The sequence below is a fragment of the Rhodococcus sp. NPDC054953 genome (assembly GCF_053609225.1).
On sequence record NZ_JBSGXD010000006.1, the window covers coordinates 114,926 to 132,953 of the forward strand.

At 71.1% G+C, this 18,028-nt stretch carries 17 protein-coding genes; 7 read left to right on the forward strand and 10 right to left on the reverse strand.

The window, feature by feature from the left end; all coding sequences use genetic code 11:
- The first annotated feature begins 29 nt into the window (after window positions 1–29).
- A complete protein-coding gene (locus ACWF62_RS06595; RefSeq protein ID WP_452629675.1) occupies window positions 30–1,664 on the forward strand; it encodes a fatty acyl-AMP ligase in 1,635 nt (544 codons plus the stop codon).
- Window positions 1,665–1,668: 4 nt separating this feature from the next.
- On the opposite strand, the gene ACWF62_RS06600 is transcribed toward ACWF62_RS06595, so the two are convergent.
- From ACWF62_RS06600 to ACWF62_RS06620, 5 genes are all read right to left on the reverse strand, one after another.
- Window positions 1,669–3,297 carry a LuxR C-terminal-related transcriptional regulator gene (locus ACWF62_RS06600; protein ID WP_452629676.1) on the reverse strand — a complete coding sequence of 543 codons (1,629 nt, stop codon included), beginning with the start codon at window positions 3,295–3,297 and terminating at the stop codon, window positions 1,669–1,671.
- Between the two features lie 18 nt (window positions 3,298–3,315).
- Window positions 3,316–4,425 (reverse strand): flavin-containing monooxygenase, encoded by a 1,110-nt coding sequence (locus ACWF62_RS06605; RefSeq protein ID WP_452629677.1) that lies wholly within the window; start codon window positions 4,423–4,425, stop codon window positions 3,316–3,318.
- Window positions 4,426–4,568: 143 nt separating this feature from the next.
- Window positions 4,569–5,147, reverse strand: coding sequence for an aminoacyl-tRNA hydrolase (gene pth / locus ACWF62_RS06610; RefSeq protein ID WP_378505673.1), 579 nt, complete (start codon window positions 5,145–5,147; stop codon window positions 4,569–4,571).
- Window positions 5,148–5,241: 94 nt separating this feature from the next.
- A complete protein-coding gene (locus ACWF62_RS06615) occupies window positions 5,242–5,862 on the reverse strand; it encodes a 50S ribosomal protein L25/general stress protein Ctc (protein ID WP_452629678.1) in 621 nt (206 codons plus the stop codon).
- Between the two features lie 176 nt (window positions 5,863–6,038).
- Window positions 6,039–7,334: a GAF domain-containing protein gene (locus ACWF62_RS06620; RefSeq protein ID WP_452629679.1), complete on the reverse strand. Its 1,296-nt coding sequence runs from the start codon at window positions 7,332–7,334 to the stop codon at window positions 6,039–6,041.
- Window positions 7,335–7,494: 160 nt separating this feature from the next.
- Here ACWF62_RS06620 and ACWF62_RS06625 point away from each other — a divergent pair, with 160 nt between their 5' ends.
- Window positions 7,495–9,318, forward strand: coding sequence for a flavin-containing monooxygenase (locus tag ACWF62_RS06625; protein ID WP_452629680.1), 1,824 nt, complete (start codon window positions 7,495–7,497; stop codon window positions 9,316–9,318).
- A 25-nt stretch (window positions 9,319–9,343) separates the two neighbouring features.
- On the opposite strand, the gene ACWF62_RS06630 is transcribed toward ACWF62_RS06625, so the two are convergent.
- Window positions 9,344–10,513: an aminotransferase class V-fold PLP-dependent enzyme gene (locus ACWF62_RS06630; protein WP_452629681.1), complete on the reverse strand. Its 1,170-nt coding sequence runs from the start codon at window positions 10,511–10,513 to the stop codon at window positions 9,344–9,346.
- Between the two features lie 158 nt (window positions 10,514–10,671).
- Here ACWF62_RS06630 and egtA point away from each other — a divergent pair, with 158 nt between their 5' ends.
- The 4 genes from egtA to egtD are packed head-to-tail and all read left to right on the forward strand — an operon-like array spanning window position 10,672 to window position 14,941.
- On the forward strand, window positions 10,672–11,901 hold the full coding sequence (egtA, locus tag ACWF62_RS06635; RefSeq protein ID WP_452629706.1) for an ergothioneine biosynthesis glutamate--cysteine ligase EgtA: 1,230 nt from the start codon (window positions 10,672–10,674) through the stop codon (window positions 11,899–11,901).
- Window positions 11,894–13,204 (forward strand): ergothioneine biosynthesis protein EgtB, encoded by a 1,311-nt coding sequence (egtB, locus tag ACWF62_RS06640; RefSeq protein WP_452629682.1) that lies wholly within the window; start codon window positions 11,894–11,896, stop codon window positions 13,202–13,204. The genes egtA and egtB overlap by 8 nt, the downstream gene beginning before the upstream one ends.
- A complete protein-coding gene (gene egtC / locus ACWF62_RS06645) occupies window positions 13,197–13,967 on the forward strand; it encodes an ergothioneine biosynthesis protein EgtC (RefSeq protein WP_452629683.1) in 771 nt (256 codons plus the stop codon). The genes egtB and egtC overlap by 8 nt, the downstream gene beginning before the upstream one ends.
- Complete coding sequence (gene egtD, locus ACWF62_RS06650; RefSeq protein ID WP_378505680.1) at window positions 13,964–14,941, forward strand: L-histidine N(alpha)-methyltransferase; 978 nt, start codon at window positions 13,964–13,966, stop codon at window positions 14,939–14,941. Before egtC ends, egtD begins: the two co-directional genes overlap by 4 nt.
- Before the next feature lie 72 nt (window positions 14,942–15,013).
- Here the strand turns inward: egtD and ACWF62_RS06655 are convergent, their stop codons facing one another.
- The gene (locus ACWF62_RS06655) at window positions 15,014–15,148 is read right to left on the reverse strand and encodes a hypothetical protein (RefSeq protein WP_378505681.1); all 135 of its coding nucleotides are present in this window, start codon (window positions 15,146–15,148) and stop codon (window positions 15,014–15,016) included.
- Window positions 15,149–15,638: 490 nt separating this feature from the next.
- Here ACWF62_RS06655 and ACWF62_RS06660 point away from each other — a divergent pair, with 490 nt between their 5' ends.
- On the forward strand, window positions 15,639–15,965 hold the full coding sequence (locus ACWF62_RS06660; RefSeq protein WP_452629684.1) for a hypothetical protein: 327 nt from the start codon (window positions 15,639–15,641) through the stop codon (window positions 15,963–15,965).
- A 34-nt stretch (window positions 15,966–15,999) separates the two neighbouring features.
- On the opposite strand, the gene ACWF62_RS06665 is transcribed toward ACWF62_RS06660, so the two are convergent.
- From ACWF62_RS06665 to ACWF62_RS06675, 3 genes are all read right to left on the reverse strand, one after another.
- A complete protein-coding gene (locus ACWF62_RS06665) occupies window positions 16,000–16,488 on the reverse strand; it encodes a GNAT family N-acetyltransferase (RefSeq protein ID WP_378506031.1) in 489 nt (162 codons plus the stop codon).
- Window positions 16,489–16,513: 25 nt separating this feature from the next.
- Complete coding sequence (locus ACWF62_RS06670; RefSeq protein ID WP_378505683.1) at window positions 16,514–17,200, reverse strand: hypothetical protein; 687 nt, start codon at window positions 17,198–17,200, stop codon at window positions 16,514–16,516.
- A 173-nt stretch (window positions 17,201–17,373) separates the two neighbouring features.
- Window positions 17,374–18,000 carry a DUF2461 domain-containing protein gene (locus ACWF62_RS06675; protein ID WP_378505684.1) on the reverse strand — a complete coding sequence of 209 codons (627 nt, stop codon included), beginning with the start codon at window positions 17,998–18,000 and terminating at the stop codon, window positions 17,374–17,376.
- Between the last annotated feature and the right edge of the window lie 28 nt (window positions 18,001–18,028).

Consider the following 18,028-nt stretch of genomic DNA (forward strand, 5'->3'; position numbering starts at 1 on the left):
GCGTGTGGGGACCCGGTGGGGAGTGCGCGATGAGCAGATTCACCGACGAGATGTACGAAACCTCCGCGACCAGCAGTCGAGGGCTGGTCACCGGTGAGCCCGATGCCCCGATGCGGCAGACCTGGGGCCGGATCCACCTCCGCGCTCGACGGGTGGCGGGCGGGCTCGCCGCGGCGGGCGTCGGACCGGGCGACGCGGTCGCCGTCCTTGCCGGGCTGCCCGCCGACATCGCCCCGGTATGCCAGGCGATCTGGATGCGCCGCGCGGCGGTCACGATGCTGCACCAGCCGACCCCCCGCACCGACCTCGAGGTGTGGGCACGGGACACCGAGCTCGTGGTGACGATGATCGGTGCGCACGCGGTGGTGCTCGGTGCCCCGTTCGACGCGGCCGCGCCCGTCCTCGCGGCCCGCGGAATCACCGTCCTCCCCGTCGACCGGCTGCTCGCCGGACACCCGGTCGACGCACTCGACGCGCACGAATCCGATGTGGCGTTGCAGCAGTTGACATCCGGATCCACCGGATCGCCGAAGGCGGTGCGGATCACGCACGCGAACTTCTACGCGAACGCGTGCGCCATGGTGAACCGGCTCAAGGTCGACGTCGAGAACGATGTGATGATCAGCTGGCTGCCCCTCTTCCACGACATGGGCATGGTCGGCTTCCTCACCCTGCCGATGCAGATGGGCGCCGAGGTTGTCGTCGTCACCCCGCTCGAGTTCCTGCGCGCCCCGCTGCTGTGGGCGGACCTGATCGGTCGATACCGCGGAACGGTGAGCGCAGCACCGAATTTCGCGTACTCGTTGCTGGCGCGGCGGCTGGAGCAGGCGCCCGACGGGGCGTACGACCTGTCGTCAATGCGCTGCCTGCTCAACGGGGCCGAACCGGTGGACGCGGACACCATGCTTGCCCTCGCCGCGGCGGGCGAGCGGTTCGGTCTGGACCCGGCGGCGCTGGCCCCGACCTACGGGATGGCGGAGGTGACGCTCGCGGTGTCGTTGCCGTCGCCGGGGCGGGGGATGGTCCTCGACCTCGTCGATCCCGACCTGCTTGACGCGATGCGCAGCGCCGTCCCCTCGACGCGGCACAACGCACGCAGAATGGTCACCCTCGGCAAGATGGTGTCCGACCTCGAGGGGCGCGTCGTGGACGAGGAGCGCAGGGACCTGCCCGCACGGAACGTCGGGGTGATCGAGGTCCGCGGCCGGTCCGTCACACCCGGCTACCTCACCGTCGACGGCCCGCGTCCCGCGCAGGACGCGGACGGCTGGCTCAGCACCGGTGACGTCGGGTACTTCACCGAGGACGGTCTCGTCGTGGTGTGCGGCCGGGTCAAGGACGTCATCATCATGGGCGGCCGCAACGTCTATCCCACCGACATCGAACGGGCCGCGTTGACGGTCCGCGGCGTGCGCCCGGGCAACGCGGTCGCGGTGCGGCTCGACGCAGGGAACCGGCGTGAGTCGTTCGCCGTCGCCGTCGAGACCAATGCGATCGACGACCCGGCGGAGGTGCGACGCATCGAGCACGAGGTGGTGCACGCCGTCGTCACCGAGATCGGGGTGCGGCCCCGCACGGTCGCGGTGCTCGGGCCGGGCAGCATCCCGAAGACGTCCTCCGGCAAGCTGCGCCGCTCCCATTCGGCCGCGCTGCTGCGTGGATGACCGATCAGGTCAGGTGATGCGCGAACGCGAACGCCGCCGCAGCGGTCCGGGAGGTGACGTTCAGCTTGCCGAAGATGTTCGACAGGTGCCGTGCCACCGTCTTCTCGCTGAGCACCAGCTCGGCGGCGATCGCCGGGTTGGTTCGGCCGGCGGCGACGAGCCGCAGCACCTCCAGTTCGCGAGCGGTGAGCCCGCCGGGTGTGGCCGGTCGCAGCAGCATGTCCACCTCGTGCTCGGCGGGGGCGGCGCCGATGGTGTGGAAACACCTTCTGGCGGATTCGAATTCGGTGATCGCGGAGGTCTCGTCGCCGAGGTCGCGCAGCGCGCAGCCGATCCGGACCCGGCAGCGTGCCGCCTCGTACCGGGACCCGAGGTCGTGCCAGCCGCGCGCCGCCCGGCGGAGATGGGCAATCGCGGTGGCCGGCTCCGATCGGGCTGCGGCGACCCGCCCCGCCGCCGCGTTCGCGGCCGCGCGCACCGCGTCCACCCCGAAGCGTTCGGCCGTCGCGGACAGCTCCGCGGCGCATACCGACGCCTCGTCGATCTCGCCGGCGGCGAGCAGGATCTCGACCGCGGCGGGCAGCACCGAGCAGCGGTGCACGGGGTCGGCGCGTTCGGCGAGCAGCCGCCGGGCCGCGCCGAGGGCCGCGGCGGTGCGGCCGCGGGCGAGCCACAGCAGCGCCATGCCGGGCTGCGGCTCATGCCCGTACTCGACTGCCTGCGCGTACGCGGCGGCGGCCGCGTCGTAGTCGCCACGCAACCGCAGCACGTCCGCGCGTTCGGCGGTCGCCAGTCCGGCGGCGACCGGGGTGTCGGCCGCCAGGTAGCGGCGCACGGCAACGTCGAACTCCTCGAGGGCAGCATCGAAGGCGCCGCGCCAGCGCATGATCTGCCCGCGGTGCACCGCGCACTGCCCGGCGAAAGCGATCAGGCCGGGCTGACGTTCGCACCAGGTGGTCAGCGCCATCGTCCATTCGGACATCCGGCCGATGTCGGCGATCTCCTGGCAGCCCTCGATGACCGTGCAGTAGACGTAACCGGCGAAGACGGTCGACACCTCGCCGCCGGAGATCGCGACCATCGCCTCGTCGAGCAGGGCGACGCCCTCGGGCACCGCCCCCGCGTACAGGTCTAGGCGACCGCGCGCGGACAGGCCCATCGCGATCAGGTCGGGGTCCTCGAACCGTCGGCCGTGCGCGACGATGTCGTCGGCGCGGGCGGCCGCGTTGGCGAAGTCGCTGGCGGACAGGCTGCGGTACATCAGCGCGATCTGCAGGTATCCGCGCTCCACGACGTCGCCGGGCACCTCGGCCAGCAGTCGCTGCGCCCGCTCGACCCAGCCGTTGCCGACCGCCACCTCCCCGGTGGTCAGCAGCAGCATTGCGAGCTGGACCGCGCAGCCAGCGGCCCCGGTCCGGTCGCCGGACTCGAGACGCAGTTGGCAGGCGCGCTGCCAGGCGGCGACGCAGTCGTTCTTCCGGCCCGTCAGGTGCGCTGCCGCTGCCAGCCGGGCGAAGTCGTCTCCGTCGAGGGCGGTGGCGACAGCGGCATCGCTCAGCGCTTCGTACGCCGCGACCCATTCTCGGCGTTCGTAGGATTCCCGCGCCCGCACCAGGCGTTCGACCACGCCCACGTGTCGAGGATACGGCGATCAGGCAGCCTGCTGAACAGGCCGGCGGATGCCGGTGCGGTCGGCGATCCTGCGCGCGACGTAGTCGGCGTCCCGTCCGACGCCGGGAAACACCATGGAACTGAACGCGTACTGGAAGCTGAGCCCGCAGAAGTACAGCCCCGGTACGTCCGCCGCCTCGCCCCGATACTCGCGCGGCCAGCCGTCGTCGCCGATCACCGGCGGCTCGATCCAGTCGAACACCTGACGGAACCCGGTGCACCACACGATGTTCCGGACGTCGAGGACGCTTCCGTCCTCGAGTGCGGGCCGGCCGTCGACGGACCCGGACACCCGGGCGGTGGTCCGGCGCACGCCGACGCGGGCCAGGTCCGCGCGCTTGACCCGGAGCATCGGTCCGCCGTGGAAGCGGATCGCGGTCATCTCCTTGCGGCCGAGCGGGGTCCGCCGGGTGAGCAGGTGCCGCCACGCGAACACCAGGACCGGGAGCGCGAGCCGGATCCGGCGCGAATCCCACGGCAACGGGATCTGACCGCAGTCCCGTCCAGCCAGGGTAGTCGCACGCGTGCCGGCCAGTTCGTAGGCGATGTCGGTGCCGGAATGCGACGCGCCGACCACCAGCGCCGGGCCGGGGAGCAGTTGGCCGGGGCGCCGGTAGTCGCTCGAGTGCAGTTGCCGGATGTCCGGGGACAGCTCGGCGGCCACGTCGGGGACGTGGGCGGTGCGGCCGAAGGTGCCGGTCGCGACGACGATGTTGTCGCAGGTGATGGTGTCGCCGTCGAGCGAGGCGGCGAACCCGCCGCCGGGTCGGGAGGTGAGCCGGTTCACGGCGGTGCTCAGCCGCACCGGAAGGTCCCAGTGCAGGGCGTAGCGTTCGAGGTAGTCGGCGACCTCGTCCTTGCCCGGGTAGTGCCAGCGATCCTCCGCGGGGAACGGCAGCCCGGGCAGGCCGTCGTACTTCGCGGGCGTGTAGAGCCGAAGTGAGTCGTAGTGCTGGCGCCAGTTGTCGCCGATCCGGTCCTGCCGATCCACGATCAGGCAGTCCCGGCCCCGCCGCTGCAGGTGGTAGCCGGTGGCCAGGCCAGCCTGTCCGGCCCCGACGATGAGCGTCTCGATGTGCTGCGCGGTCATGGTGTCCTCCCGTGTCGGTGGACACTCCACGCTAGGAAGTGGGGGCCGCTGCCCGCGTCGGGCGAATCACCCATCTGCCGCCCCACCTCCGTGAGTACTTTCGGCCCACAGGGGGGCCAGAAGGACTCACGGGCGCGGGGCGCCTAGTGCAGCTGGTTCTGTGCCGTTTCGAGGCCGACGCGAAGCAGCAACTCCACCGCGTCGGCCGCCTCCTCGCGGACCAGGTCCAGTTCCTTCCGCTCGACCGAGGAGAACGGCTTGAGCACGTAGTCGGCGGGGTCCATCCGGCCCGGCGGTCGGCCGATGCCGACCCGGGTGCGCAGGTAGTCCTTGGTGCCGAGGGCCTGCGAGATCGAGCGCAGCCCGTTGTGGCCGCCCTCGCCGCCGCCGAGCTTGAGCCGCAGCGTGCCGTAGTCGAGGTCGAGTTCGTCGTGCACCACGACGAGATTCGCCGGTGCGACGGAGAAGAACCGGGCGAGTGCGGCGACCGGCTTCCCGGACAGGTTCATGTAGGAGCGCGGCTTCGCGAGAATCACCTGACGGCCGGCGAGCCGGACGGTGACGGCGTCGGATCCGGACTTCTTGTGCGCGCTGAACCGGGACCGTTCCCTGGCGGCGAGGGTGTCGACGACCATGAATCCGATGTTGTGCCGGGTCTTCTCGTACTGGGGTCCGGGGTTACCCAGCCCGACGACGAGGGCGGTGTCGGTCGAGTCGCTCAACGCTGACGGTCCTGTCCTTCGAATGCGCGACGACGCGCCGCCCGGTGCGGGCGACGCGTCGTCGACGTCAACTGATGTGGTCCGAGCGGGTGGATCAGGCCTCTGCGGCTTCGCCCTCGGCTGCCTCGGCGGCGGCCTCTTCGCCCGCGCCCTCGAGGGACTCGGCGGACGGGGCCTCGACGATGTTCACGAGCAGCAGCTCGGCGTCGTCGGCGAGGGTGGCGCCGGTGGGCAGCTCGACGCCGCCAGCCAGGACCTGGGTGCCTGCCTTGGCGCCCTCGATGGAGATCTCGACCTGCTCGGGGATGTGCAGGGCCTCGACCTCGAGCTTGATGGTGGTGACGTCCTGGGTGACCAGGGTGCCGGAGGCGGCCTCACCGGTGAGGACGACGGGCACCTCGACGGTGACCTTCTCGCCCTTCTTCACGACCAGCAGATCGGCGTGCTCGATGTGGCGGCGGATCGGGTGGACGACGACCGACTTGGTCAGCGCGAGCTGCTCGGTGCCCTCGATGTCCAGGGTGACGACCGCGTTGGTGCCGTGCGCGCGCAGGATCGCGGCGAACTCGCGGGCGTTCACGCTCAGGTGCTGCGGGTCGGTGCCGTGGCCGTACAGCACGGCGGGCACGTTGCCGTCGCGGCGGGCGCGACGGGCGGCACCCTTGCCGAACTCGGTGCGGACGGCGGCCTTGAGGTTGTTGACATCTGTCGACATGGGAATCGGCTCCTACGGATCACATCAGTGTTTGCAAGTCGGATGTCATCTCGAACGGGGGGCGACGGACGCGCACGGCCCCGGAGCAGGTGCTCGTTGGGAATCAGCCATGGCCGCGTCGATCACGGTGAGCCTGCGTAAGCGGGTTCACCCTCGCCGAGACAACGCGAGACAGCTTACCCGACGGGGCGGGGCGGCCGCCACTGCCGGGCAAGTGCCCGCACCCCGGGGCTGGTGGACCGTCGGAGGAAGGTGCTGTCGGCGAGGCGGTCGACGTCGCCGAGGGCGACCGTGAACTGCACCGACCCCGCGAGACGGTAGGGCCGACCGTCGACGACGGAGCCGAGGACGCGGCGCAGCCGGGAGATCTCGGCGCGCACCGCAACGGCGTGGTCGGGGTCCCCGTAGAGGCCGGTGCTGAGGTCGGCAACGGACAGGCCGTCGCGGCCGCTGTGGTGCAGGAGCAGCAGGATCTCCGCGTGCCTGCCCGACAGCGGGGCCCGCCAGGTGGCGTCGTCGCCGGTCACGACGACGACCGGCGGGCCGGACAGGTCCAGTTCCATCGTGATGCGGGTGTCCGGGCCGGCCTGCCGCACCAGCCAGCCGTCGCCGACGCGTTCGGGCGTGCAGGCGCCGAGCCCGGGGACGGTCAGGGTGCGGTCCGCGCTGGGAGCCGGGATCCGCTTGGTCGCCGCGACCCCGGCGCAGTGCGCGACCCAGCCGTTATCGTCGACCAGCAGCACCGGCCCCGACGTCGACGCCAGCGCGGGCGCCGCAACGGCGCGCAGCCGGTCGAGCCGCGCCTCGTGATGCCGCCACAGCTGCGCCTCCGCGAGCCGCACCGCGGTCTCGACGAGCGCGGTGACCGCCGGGTGCAGGGTCAGGGCCGGGCCGCTGACGTCGACGACGCCGAGCAGGTCGCCGGTGCGAGGGTCGTGAATCGGGGCGGCGGTGCAGTACCAGGGGTGCTGCGTCTGCTCGAAGTGCTCACCGGAGAACAGTTGCACCGGTGCGCCTTCCGTGAGGGCGGTGCCGATCGCATTGGTGCCGACCGTTCGTTCCGTCCATTCGGCGCCCTCCAGGAAGCCGAGCGCGTCGGCCCGACCGCGGACCCTGGCCGAGCCGGACCGCCACAAAATGATGCCGTCGGCGTCGGCCACCACCATCAGCATGTGCGACGCCTCGGCGACCGCGGCGATCACCCGGTTGAGGTCGGCGATCACCTCGGCCAGCGCGGACCGGCGCCTGCGGTTTTCGATCTCGTCGAGGGGGAGCAGCGTGCGGGTGTTGCCGCCGTCCGGTGCGAGCCCGGATTCGAGGACCCGACGCCACGACCGCTGCACCACCGCGCGCGGCCGCAGTGCGGGGCGGCCGCCTCCGATCACGGCGTCGTGCATGCGGACCAGGTCGCGCGCGTGCCGGGACAGGTCCGTCCCCGGCGTGATCGCGCCGAATCCGGGTGCGCCGACCATCCCCACGACCTCCGCCTCCGTTGGTGGTTCCGCGAGCATATGCCCGCCCTGTGTCGGGTGTCACATGCCCCGCGTCGGTGCTGCAACGCGCTGCAACGCTTGTCGGCCGCCGCCTTCGCGAGTGTGCTCTGCATCACAGCACAAACGGAAGGATGGCGTCATGACCCAGACACTCGATCCGGTCACCACACCCGGCACCGGCACCCCGCGGGAGCGCGTCGACGCCTGGCTGGCGGCGTTCGAGACCGCGCTCGCGGCCAGGAACGTGGCGGCCGCGGCAGGCCTGTTCGCCACCGACAGCTTCTGGCGCGACCTCGTCTCGTTCACCTGGAACCTCAAGACGGTCGAGGGGCGCGAGGGCGTCGCGGCGATGCTGCGGGACCGGCTCGACGACACCGATCCGTCCGGCTTCCGCGTCCTCGAGGAGCCGACCGAGGCGGACGGGGTGGTCACCGCCTGGATCGCATTTGAGACCGCCACCGGCCGCGGGGAGGGACACCTGCGCCTGCGCGACGATCTCGCGTGGACGCTGCTGACCACCCTTCAGGAGCTGAAGGGGCACGAGGAGGGTCAGGGCGCGCGCAGGCCGAAGGGGGCAGCGCACGGCGCCGACCGGGACCGGGTCACCTGGGCGGAGCAGCGGGAGATCGAGGAACGCGAGCTCGGCTACACGGCGCAGCCGTACGTGGCGATCGTCGGCGGCGGGCAGGGCGGCATCGCGTTGGGGGCGCGGATGCGTCAGCTCGGGGTTCCGACGCTGGTGCTCGACAAGCACGACCGGCCCGGCGACCAGTGGCGGGGCCGCTACAAGTCGCTGTGCCTGCACGACCCGGTCTGGTACGACCACCTCCCGTACCTACCGTTCCCCGACAACTGGCCGGTGTTCGCGCCGAAGGACAAGATCGGTGACTGGCTGGAGATGTACACGAAGGTGATGGAGGTGCCGTACTGGTCGAAGACCACGTGCACGTCCGCGTCCTACGACGAGAAGACGGGCACCTGGACGGTCGAGGTGGAACGCGACGGTGAACCGATCACGTTGCGGCCCAAGCAGTTGGTGCTCGCGACCGGGATGTCGGGCAAGGCGAACGTGCCGACCTTCCCCGGGATGGAGAGGTTCCGGGGCGACCAGCACCACTCCAGCGCGCATCCGGGCCCGGACGCCTACGCGGGCAAGAAGGCCGTCGTGATCGGTGCAAACAACTCCGCCCACGACATCTGCGGGGCGCTGTGGGAGCACGGCGCGGAGGTGACGATGGTGCAGCGGTCCTCGACGCACATCGTCAAGTCGGATTCGCTGATGGACCTCGGCCTCGGTGACCTGTACTCGGAACGAGCCCTCGCCGCCGGAATGACCACGCACAAGGCGGATCTGACGTTCGCGTCGCTCCCGTACCGGATCATGCACGAGTTTCAGATTCCGATCTACCAGGCGATCCGCGAGCGGGACAGGGACTTCTACGATCGGCTCGAGGCGGTCGGCTTCGACCATGACTTCGGCGACGACGGTTCCGGGCTGTTCATGAAGTACCTGCGGCGCGGGTCCGGCTACTACATCGACGTCGGCGCCGCCGAACTCGTTGCGAACGGCGACATCGCGCTGGCACACGGCAACGTCCGGGAGCTCACCGAGACGTCGGTGATCCTTGAGGACGGCACCGAACTCGAGGCCGACGTGGTGGTCTACGCGACCGGCTACGGCTCGATGAACGGCTGGGTCGCGGACCTGATGGGGCAGGAGGTCGCCGACCGGGTCGGCAAGTGCTGGGGTCTCGGGTCGGACACCACGAAGGATCCGGGTCCGTGGGAGGGCGAGCAGCGCAACATGTGGAAGCCGACCCGGCAGGAGGCGCTGTGGTTCCACGGCGGCAACCTGCACCAGTCGCGGCACTACTCGCTGTACCTGGCGCTGCAACTCAAGGCCCGGTACGAGGGCATCCCCACCCCGGTGTACGGGCTGGCGGAGGTGCATCACCTCAGCTGAGCCGGGGCGCGGGCGTCGCGGGTGGCTACAGCCCCGCGACGGCCGCGACCAGGCGTTCGAGGTCCTCGAAGGTGTTGAAGTAGTGCGGCGACGCGCGCAGGACACCGTCGAGTCCACGTCGGGTCATGTCCACGTAGGTCGAGCCCCGACCGCTGACGGTCACCGTGATGTTCTTCTCCGCCAACATCTCCCGTGCGGTGGCCGGATCGACGCCGTCGACGGTGAACGAGACGATGCCGCTGCGATGGCCGCCGAGGTCGCGGACGGTCACCCCGGGGAGCGAGGCGAGCTCGGTGCGGGCGAACTCGGCCCGCGCCGACACCGCGGCCGCGACCTCGTCGACGCCGAGGGCGAGCAGGTACCGCACCGCCGCGCCGAGCCCGAGACGCCCGGCGACCGAGCACTCCCAGAACTCGAACCGGGACGCGTCCGGGGCGAGCCGGTAGCCGGACGCCTCCGCCCACTGCGCGCCGTGCAGGTCGAGCGCGGCCGGCTCCATCGTCCGGGCCAGTTCGGGTCGCAGGTACAGGAACCCGGTGCCCCGCGGGCCCCGCAACCACTTCCTCCCGGTGGCGGACAACGCGTCGACCCCGAGGACGCCGACGTCGACCGGGATCTGGCCGACGGACTGGCAGGCGTCGAGCAGCACCAGGGCGCCGACCGCGTGCGCGAGATCGACGACCTCCCTGACGGGATTGAGCAGTCCGCCGTTGGTCGGGGCGTGCACCAGCGAGACGATCCGCACCCGCTCGTCCAGCATCCGGTGCAGCGCGTCCAGGTCGACGTCGCCTGCCGGGGTGGACGGCACCACCTCGACGCTCGCCCCCGACGCGCGGGCCCGCTGCAACGCGGCGATCGCGTTGCTCGCGTACTCGACCTCGGTGATCAGGATCCGGTCGCCCGCCGTCAACGGGACCGCGTAGAAGAAGTCGGCCCAGGCCCGGGTTGCGCTCTCGACCAGCGCGAGGTCGGACGGCTGCGCCCCGAGCAGTCGGGCCAGCGCGAGCTTGACCTCGGCGAGGTCGTCGGCGCGTTCGGCGGCGGCCAGGTAGCCGCCGATCTCCGCCTCGCGCCGCAGGTGCGCGACCGTTTCCTCGAGCACCGGGGTCGGTGGCAGCGACGACCCCGCACTGTCGAGGAACACCCGATCCAGGCAGCCAGGGGTGTCGGTACGGACGCGGTCCTGATCGAGCATCGGGTCCTCCCACGCTGGTCGCCGGCTGGCATCGACGCTACCCGCGCGTTCCGGGTGGCGCGGGTGACACGGACGGCGGAACCGGTCTAGTGTCGGTCACGTTCTGCGATCCGTACTGCCGCACGAGTGCCGTCCGATGATCGGAGCAGGCGATGACCATGGCGACCCACACGGGACCCGGTCGGCTCACCACTAGGGCCGCCGCGGAGGCCTATGTCGGTGGCGTCTGCTTCAAACTCGGCCCGCCGCGCCTGATCGGGGCCGAACTGGAATGGCTGACCCGATCACCCGACGGCCACCGCCCTGCCCTCGCCGACTTCCGGGCCGCGCTCGGATCGCACGCCCCGACCACCGTCGATGCCCGCTCGCCTGCGGATCCGCTGCCCGCGGGTAGCCGCGTCACCCTCGAGCCGGGCGGCCAGGTCGAACTCTCCAGCCCCCCACTGCCGTCGGTGGCGGAGCTGTGCGAGGCCCTCGCCTCGGACACCGCGCACCTGCGCGGACTGCTCGACCGGTCCGGGATCGCGATGCATGATGCGGCGGCGGACGTGGAGCGGCGTGCCCAGCGGATCCTTCCCGCCCCCAGATATTCTGCGATGCAACGACGTTTCGACCGGATCGGTCCGTTCGGTCGACTGATGATGTGCAACACCACCGCCACCCAGATCAGCGTCGATGCCGGCGCGGATCCGGCGGACGTGGCGGCCCGCTGGACGGCACTGCACGCGATGGGGCCGGCGTTGCTCGCCGCGTTCGCGTGTTCCCCCAGGCTGCGGGGGGCTCCCGATGGCGAGTGGGCGTCGCAGCGGATGCGGACCTGGTTCGAGCTCGACCACGGCCGCACCTCCCCACCCCCGATGGCAGAGCCGATCGCGGGCTACGCGCGGTGGGCGCTCGACGCCCCACTGCTGTGCGTGCGAAACGGGTGCGGCGGCCGCGGTGACGACTGGTCGCTCGACCGGGACGCCAGCTTCGCGGCGTGGCTCGACGGGGAACTCGACGCGGAGATCGGGCGGCGACCCGATCGCGACGACCTGGACTACCACCTGACCACCCTGTTTCCTCCGGTGCGCGCGGGCGGACACGTCGAGGTGCGGTATCTCGACGCTCAGCCCGGCGGCCTGTGGCGGGTGCCGATCGCGGCGCTCGGTGCGCTGCTCGGCGATCCGCGGACGGTCGCGGCGGCGACGGTGCTGGCGTCGGGGACCGTCGGACGCTGGCGGGATGCCGCCGAGTTCGGCCTCCGGGATCGGGAGATTCGTTCCGTGGCAGCGGATCTCCTCGACCTCGCCGCGGAAGGAGCGGAGTCCTGTGCCGGGGACCTCGCCGCAGCGGCCCGCCGATGTCGTCGCGGTCGCTCGGTCGCCGAGGCGGTCGCCGATGCATGACGAGACGGCGACACCCGAGCAGATCAGGGCGACGCTCGCCGGGCACCTGGCCCGGGCCCGCGACCGCAGTCGAGCGCTGACCGAGTGTGTCGACGACCGGGACCTGATCGCGCAGCACTCCCCGCTGATGTCCCCGCTGGTGTGGGATCTCGCGCACATCGGCAACCAGGAGGAACTGTGGCTGGTTCGGGACGTCGGCGGGCGTGCTCCGCTGCGCCGTGACATCGACGACCTCTACGACGCGTTCCAGCACGCGCGCTCCGCGAGACCGTCACTGCCGCTGCTGGATCCGGGTGAGGCACGCGGCTACGTCGGGCAGGTGCGGGAGATGACGTGGGACGTTCTGGACCGCTCACCGCTGGCGGGCCGACGCCTGGAGCGGGACGGGTTCGCGTTCGCGATGATCGCCCAGCACGAACAGCAGCACGACGAGACGATGCTCGCCACCCACCAGTTGCGCAGCGGCACCCCGGTGCTGACGGCGGCCCCCGCCCCCGGCGCGGTTGTGGACGTCGCCGGAGAGGTGACGCTCCCCGGCGGCGAGTTCGAACTGGGCACCTCCACCCATCCCTGGGCGCTGGACAACGAACGGCCCGCGCACCGGGTCTCGCTGCCGCCCTTCGTGATCGACGCGGCTCCGGTGACCAACGCCCGCTACCTGGAATTCATCGCCGACGGCGGCTACGACCGCCCCGAGCTGTGGAGCACTCGGGGCTGGGCGCACCGGTCGGACGAGTCGCTCGAGGCGCCGCAGTTCTGGGAACGGGACACCTCCGGCACCTGGTGGCGTCGGGTGTTCGGGGTGATGACCCCGGTGAACCCGCGGCAGCCGGTGACGCACGTTTGCTACTTCGAGGCGCAGGCCTTCGCGCGGTGGGCGGGGGGTCGACTGCCAACGGAGGCGGAGTGGGAGTTCGCCGCCCGGTGGGACCCGGCGACGGGACGATCCCGCCGATTCCCCTGGGGCGATGCCGAACCCACCGCGGAGCATGCGAATCTCGGGCAGCGGCACCTTGAGCCGGCGGAGGTCGGTGCCTACCCCGGCGGGGCGTCCCCGTCCGGCGTGCACCAGCTGATCGGCGACGTATGGGAGTGGACGAGTTCGGACTTCCGCCCCTATCCGGGATTCGCGGCGTTCCCGTATCGGGAATACTCGGAGGTCTTCTTCGGCGGCGACTACCGGGTGCTGCGGGGTGGGTCGTTCGGCACCGACCCGGTGGTGTGCCGGAGCACCTTCCGGAACTGGGACCACCCGATCCGCAGGCAGATCTTCGCCGGCTTCCGGTGTGCGCGCGATGTGTAGGCATCTGGCGTATGTCGGCCCGCCGAGGTCGGTGGCCGAGGTGATCACCGGCGGCACCCACAGCCTGTTCCGGCAGTCCTGGGCGCCGACCGACATGCGGGGCGGCGGCACGGTCAACGCCGACGGATTCGGCGCGGCGTGGTGGCCGGACGGCGCCGCCCCCGCGGTGGCGTACCACAACGCGAGCCCGATCTGGTCGGATCCCGCGGTTGTCGGGGTGCTCGCGCAGGTGCGGTCGTCCGCGGTCGTCGGTGCGGTCCGGTCGGCCACCGAGGGGATGCCGCTGTCGCGGGAGGCGTGCGCCCCGTTCCTCCACGAACGGTGGGTATTCAGCCACAACGGGCGGATAGCCGGGTGGCCGGGGTCCGTCGCGGCGATCGCGGAGTGGCTGCCCGCGGTGGAGTTGCTGACGATGCCCGCGTTGACGGATTCGGCGTTGCTGTGGACCCTGCTGCGGCGCCGCCTCGCGGTGTCGTCGCCCGCGGACGCGCTGCGCGAGCTGGTCGTGGAGGTCGTGGCTGCGGCGCCGCGCTCGCGGCTGAATCTGCTGCTCAGCGATGGTACCGGGGTGTGGGCGACGGCCGTCGATCATGCCCTGTCCGTGCGGGTGGACGAGTCAAGCGCGGTGGTGGCGTCGGAACCGACCGATGACCGCGACGGCTGGGTTGCGGTGCCGGACGGGCACGCGGTGCAGGCGCGTCCGGGGCACCTGGAGATCACCGATCTGGCGATACCGGAGTGGGAAGGGGCGGGACGGGCATGATCGAGCCGACGATCGAGGTGCACCTGGTGCCGGAGCAGGTGGAGGCGAACCTGCGAACCGACGCGCAGATCGGGTTGACGGCGACACCGAAGTGGCTGCCACCCAAGTGGTTCTACGATGCGCATGGCAGCGAACTGTTCGAGGAGATCACCCGGTTGCCGGAGTACTACCCGACGCGGACCGAGCGGGAACTGCTGCGGGTCAGCGCCGCGGACATCGCGGCGGCCGCCTCGGCAGAGGTGCTGGTGGAATTGGGGGCGGGGTCGTCGGAGAAGACCCGGCTGTTGTTGGCCGCGCTCACCGACCACGGAACCCTGGAGCAGTATGTCCCGCAGGACTTCTCGGTGGCGGCGCTGGAGTCGTCGGTGCACGAGCTGGCGCGCGACTTCCCGTCGCTGGCGGTCCGGGGGGTGGTCAGCGACTTCACCGACACCCTGAACACCCTGCCGCGGGCGCGGGACGGCAAACGGATGATCGCGTTCCTCGGGGGGACGCTGGGCAACCTTGTTCCGGACGAGCGTGCCGAGTTCCTCGCCTCGGTGGCGGGCGTGCTCGACGAGGGCGAGCAGCTGCTGCTCGGGGTCGGATTGGCGACCGACCCGGCGGTGATGGTTCCGGCCTACGACGATGCGGCGGGGGTGACGGCACGGTTCAACCTGAACGTGCTGGCGGTGCTCAATGACCGGCTGGGTGCGGACTTCGATCCGGACCGGTTTCGTCATGTGGCGCTGTGGGATTCACGCAACGAGTGGATCGAGATGCGGGTGGAGGCGCTCGCCCCGATGCGGGTGCGGATTCCGGCGCTCGACCTGGACGTGAGCTTCACGGAGGGGGAGCAGATGCGGACGGAGATCTCGGCGAAGCTGCACGTCGACGGCATCCGCAAGGAACTCGACGTGGCGGGCTTCGCGGGTGATCGGGTGTGGACCGATCCCCGGGAGCGCTTCGCGCTCGTCCTCGCCGATCGGGTCTGATTGCACCGAGGCCGGATCCGTCGTCGCTGAGGGGGCCTTCGACGGATCCGGCTCGGGGACTCAGACCACGGATCAGGCTGCGCTGAAGGAGGTCAGCGCGATGCCAAGGCCGACAACGGCGCCGAGGCCGACGATGACGCCGCCGACGCCACCGATGACCTTCTGCAGGTCGCCAGCGAGCTTGAGGTCTTCAGCGGTCGATCCCATGTGATTTCTCCTGTGATGTGGGGGTTGGTGACGCAGGTCTCATCGGCCAGCGCCGGGTAATTGGTATCACGGTTTGGGCACGGTGATAACCATGCAGATGAATATCCGGATAACTCTCACCGGGGCATGATGTGAGGGTGGCGAAGGAAATGTGTCTGCTTTGCCCCGTTTGACGGATTCGCCTGAGGCGTCACCTGCGGGTTTGGCGCGTCCGTTCGGGGCCGTGCGCGGGCCGTCCGGCCCGCGGGCGTCCCGGAGATTCATCCCGCTCAGCGGGACTGAAGGGTCGTCGGCGGCGGGTCGGCGTGCCTTCCGCTGCGTTTCGATCCCGTCCACCGGTGTCGTGTGACGGGAATAACGCGCGGTACGGAGAGGTTGTCGCCAGTACGCACATGACGACAGCCCGCCGGATGGCCGGGCGACGCGTCGGCGATGCGGACCTCGATCACCGCTACGCGCCGCGGCCTCCCGCTGGAGGGACGGCACCACCATGACAATGGCAACGACGGCCTGGCTCCTGGGATCGATCACCGCGGCGGCGATCGGCCTGGCGACTCCGCTGCAGGGGGCCACGCCGCCAGCAGGCCCGGACGCGACGACGGTGTCGGCCGCCCCGCGGTCGGCGGACGTAACGGACCGGGACGACGATCAGGATCGGCGCGACCGCATGGAGGAGCGCCGCGAACAGCGGGAGTTGGAGCGTGCGTGCGGGCTGGAGGAGGACGAGCCGGAACTCGTCCCGCTGCCCGCGCCGGAGGAGTGCGAGCTGCCGGGGGAGCCGATGTGGCTGAGCCCCGCCTTGCCCGCACCGGCCTGACCGGCAGGCAGCCCCGCCGGTCGCGGGCGGTGACCTACAGGATCAACTGCAGGTAGGTCATGTCGAGCCACCGGCCGAACTTGATCCCGACCTCGGGCATCACGCCGACCACCGTGAATCCGAACCGCTCGTGCAGGGCGATCGAGACGGTGTTGCCCGCCTCGATGCTGGCCACCATCACGTGGACCTGCCCGGCGCGGGCCCGGGAGACGAGTTCGGTCATCAGCGCGGACGCGACACCCCTGCGGTGATGGTCGGGGTGCACGTACACCGAGTTCTCGACCGTGTGCCGGTAGCCGCTCTTGGCGCGCCACACCCCATAGGAGGCATAGCCGGCGACGCGTCCGCCGGACACCGCGACGATCACCGGGAACCCGTTGGCGCGTCGATCCTCGAGCCAGGCCCGCCGGTCGGCGACGTCGACGGTCTCCTCGTCCCAGATCGCGGTGGTGTTGCGGACCGCCTCGTTGTGGATCTCGAGGATCCCGGGCAGGTCGGCGGCGCTGGCGTCGCGGATCTCGATGGTCACCGGATCATCGTGCCCGCTGTCAGCGTTGCGCGCTCAGTCGCGCCTTCTCCAGCGCGCCGAGGGTGCGCATGATCGTGGCCTTCTGCTTCTCCAGATCGCTGCGCCGGGCGCGGGCCGCGAGCCCGGACTGCTCGGCCACCTGGGCCAGCTGCGCGTCGACCTGAGTCATCTGGTCCAGCAGCGCAAGGGCGCGGGTCTGGATCTCCTCGAGGTCCACGGCGTCGGAGCGGACCGGCGCGGCAGCAGGCGTGGCCGCCGGGCGCGCGGCGCGGGGGGCCGTCGCGGTGCCGGAGGGGGCGGGTCGCGCTGCGGCAGCGGGGGACTCGGCGACGACGGCGGCGGCGCGGGGGCGCAACGCCTTGCGGACCAACGCCGGATCCGGCGGGGTGGCGAGCTTGATCTGGTTCAGCACCTGGCGGGCGTCACGGGCGGTGACCCGCCACTCGCGCTCTTCCTCGTCGTCGGACTGCAGGGTGCCGCCGAGGGGGCGCAGGCCGTACATCCCGAGGAACCGGCGTGCGCCCTCGATGATCTCTTCCTTCTCGCGGCACGTGCCGCAGCGCGGCTCGTTGCGATACATGTCGACCGACTCGTCGTCACCGCACCAGACGCAGGCTCCGGGAACCCAGGCTCGTCGAGGTTCGCGTCTGGCCGACATCATCGTTGTGGTTTCGGCCGGAGCGTCGAGAGTCTGCGCGTCAATCACGACGCATGACAATAAAGCAGACGATCGGGACCCTTCACACCGGCTCGGCATTGCACCTGGCGTTCTTCCCCCGGTCGTGATCAATCTCATGTTCGCTTGCGTGGAGCGGGCGTCCGTGCGCTGGCAGTAGTTGTCGCGCAAGAGGTTTGCGTCACGTCGTCGCGGGGTGGCGGTCAGTCGAGAACGTCGCCGAGCCAGTCGACGAGGGCCCGCATCGCGCCCCAGGCCTCGCGGACCTCACGCAGCGTCCGGGGACTGTCGATCCAGTCGGGTGAGGTGAACAGCAGGCCCGCGGTGAGCGTGCGGTGCCGCAGCAGCTCGATCCGCGGATGGTCCGCGCGGTAGCCGCGCGGGGCGGTCTTGAGTCGGTCGCCGCCGATCTCGAATCCGGCGGCCTCGAGGTCGGCGGTGATCGTCACCAGCTGGTCGCCGCGCAGGTCGGCGTCGACGGCGGTGCGGTAGCGGGCCAGCCGGTCCGGGGTGTGCGCCCAGTACCCGCCTGCCACGAACAGGCCGCGGGCATCGATCTGCACGTAGAAGCCGGTGCCGGGGCAGGCTTCGATGTACCCGCCCTGATGGGTCTTGTACGGCGACTTGTCCCGCGCGAACCGCACGTCGCGGTACGGCCGAAACACCTTGCCGGAACCGAAGTCCGGTTCCAACTCCTCGAGCAATGCGAGCATTGGAGCCCGCACCGACGCGTCGTAGACCGACCGGTGCGCGGTCCAGAAGCGCTTGCTGTTATCGGACTCGAGGTCCTCGTAGAAGTCGAGTGCCGCGACGGGGAATCCGGTGAACACACGAAAAGGCTACGCCCGTGCGCGCGTG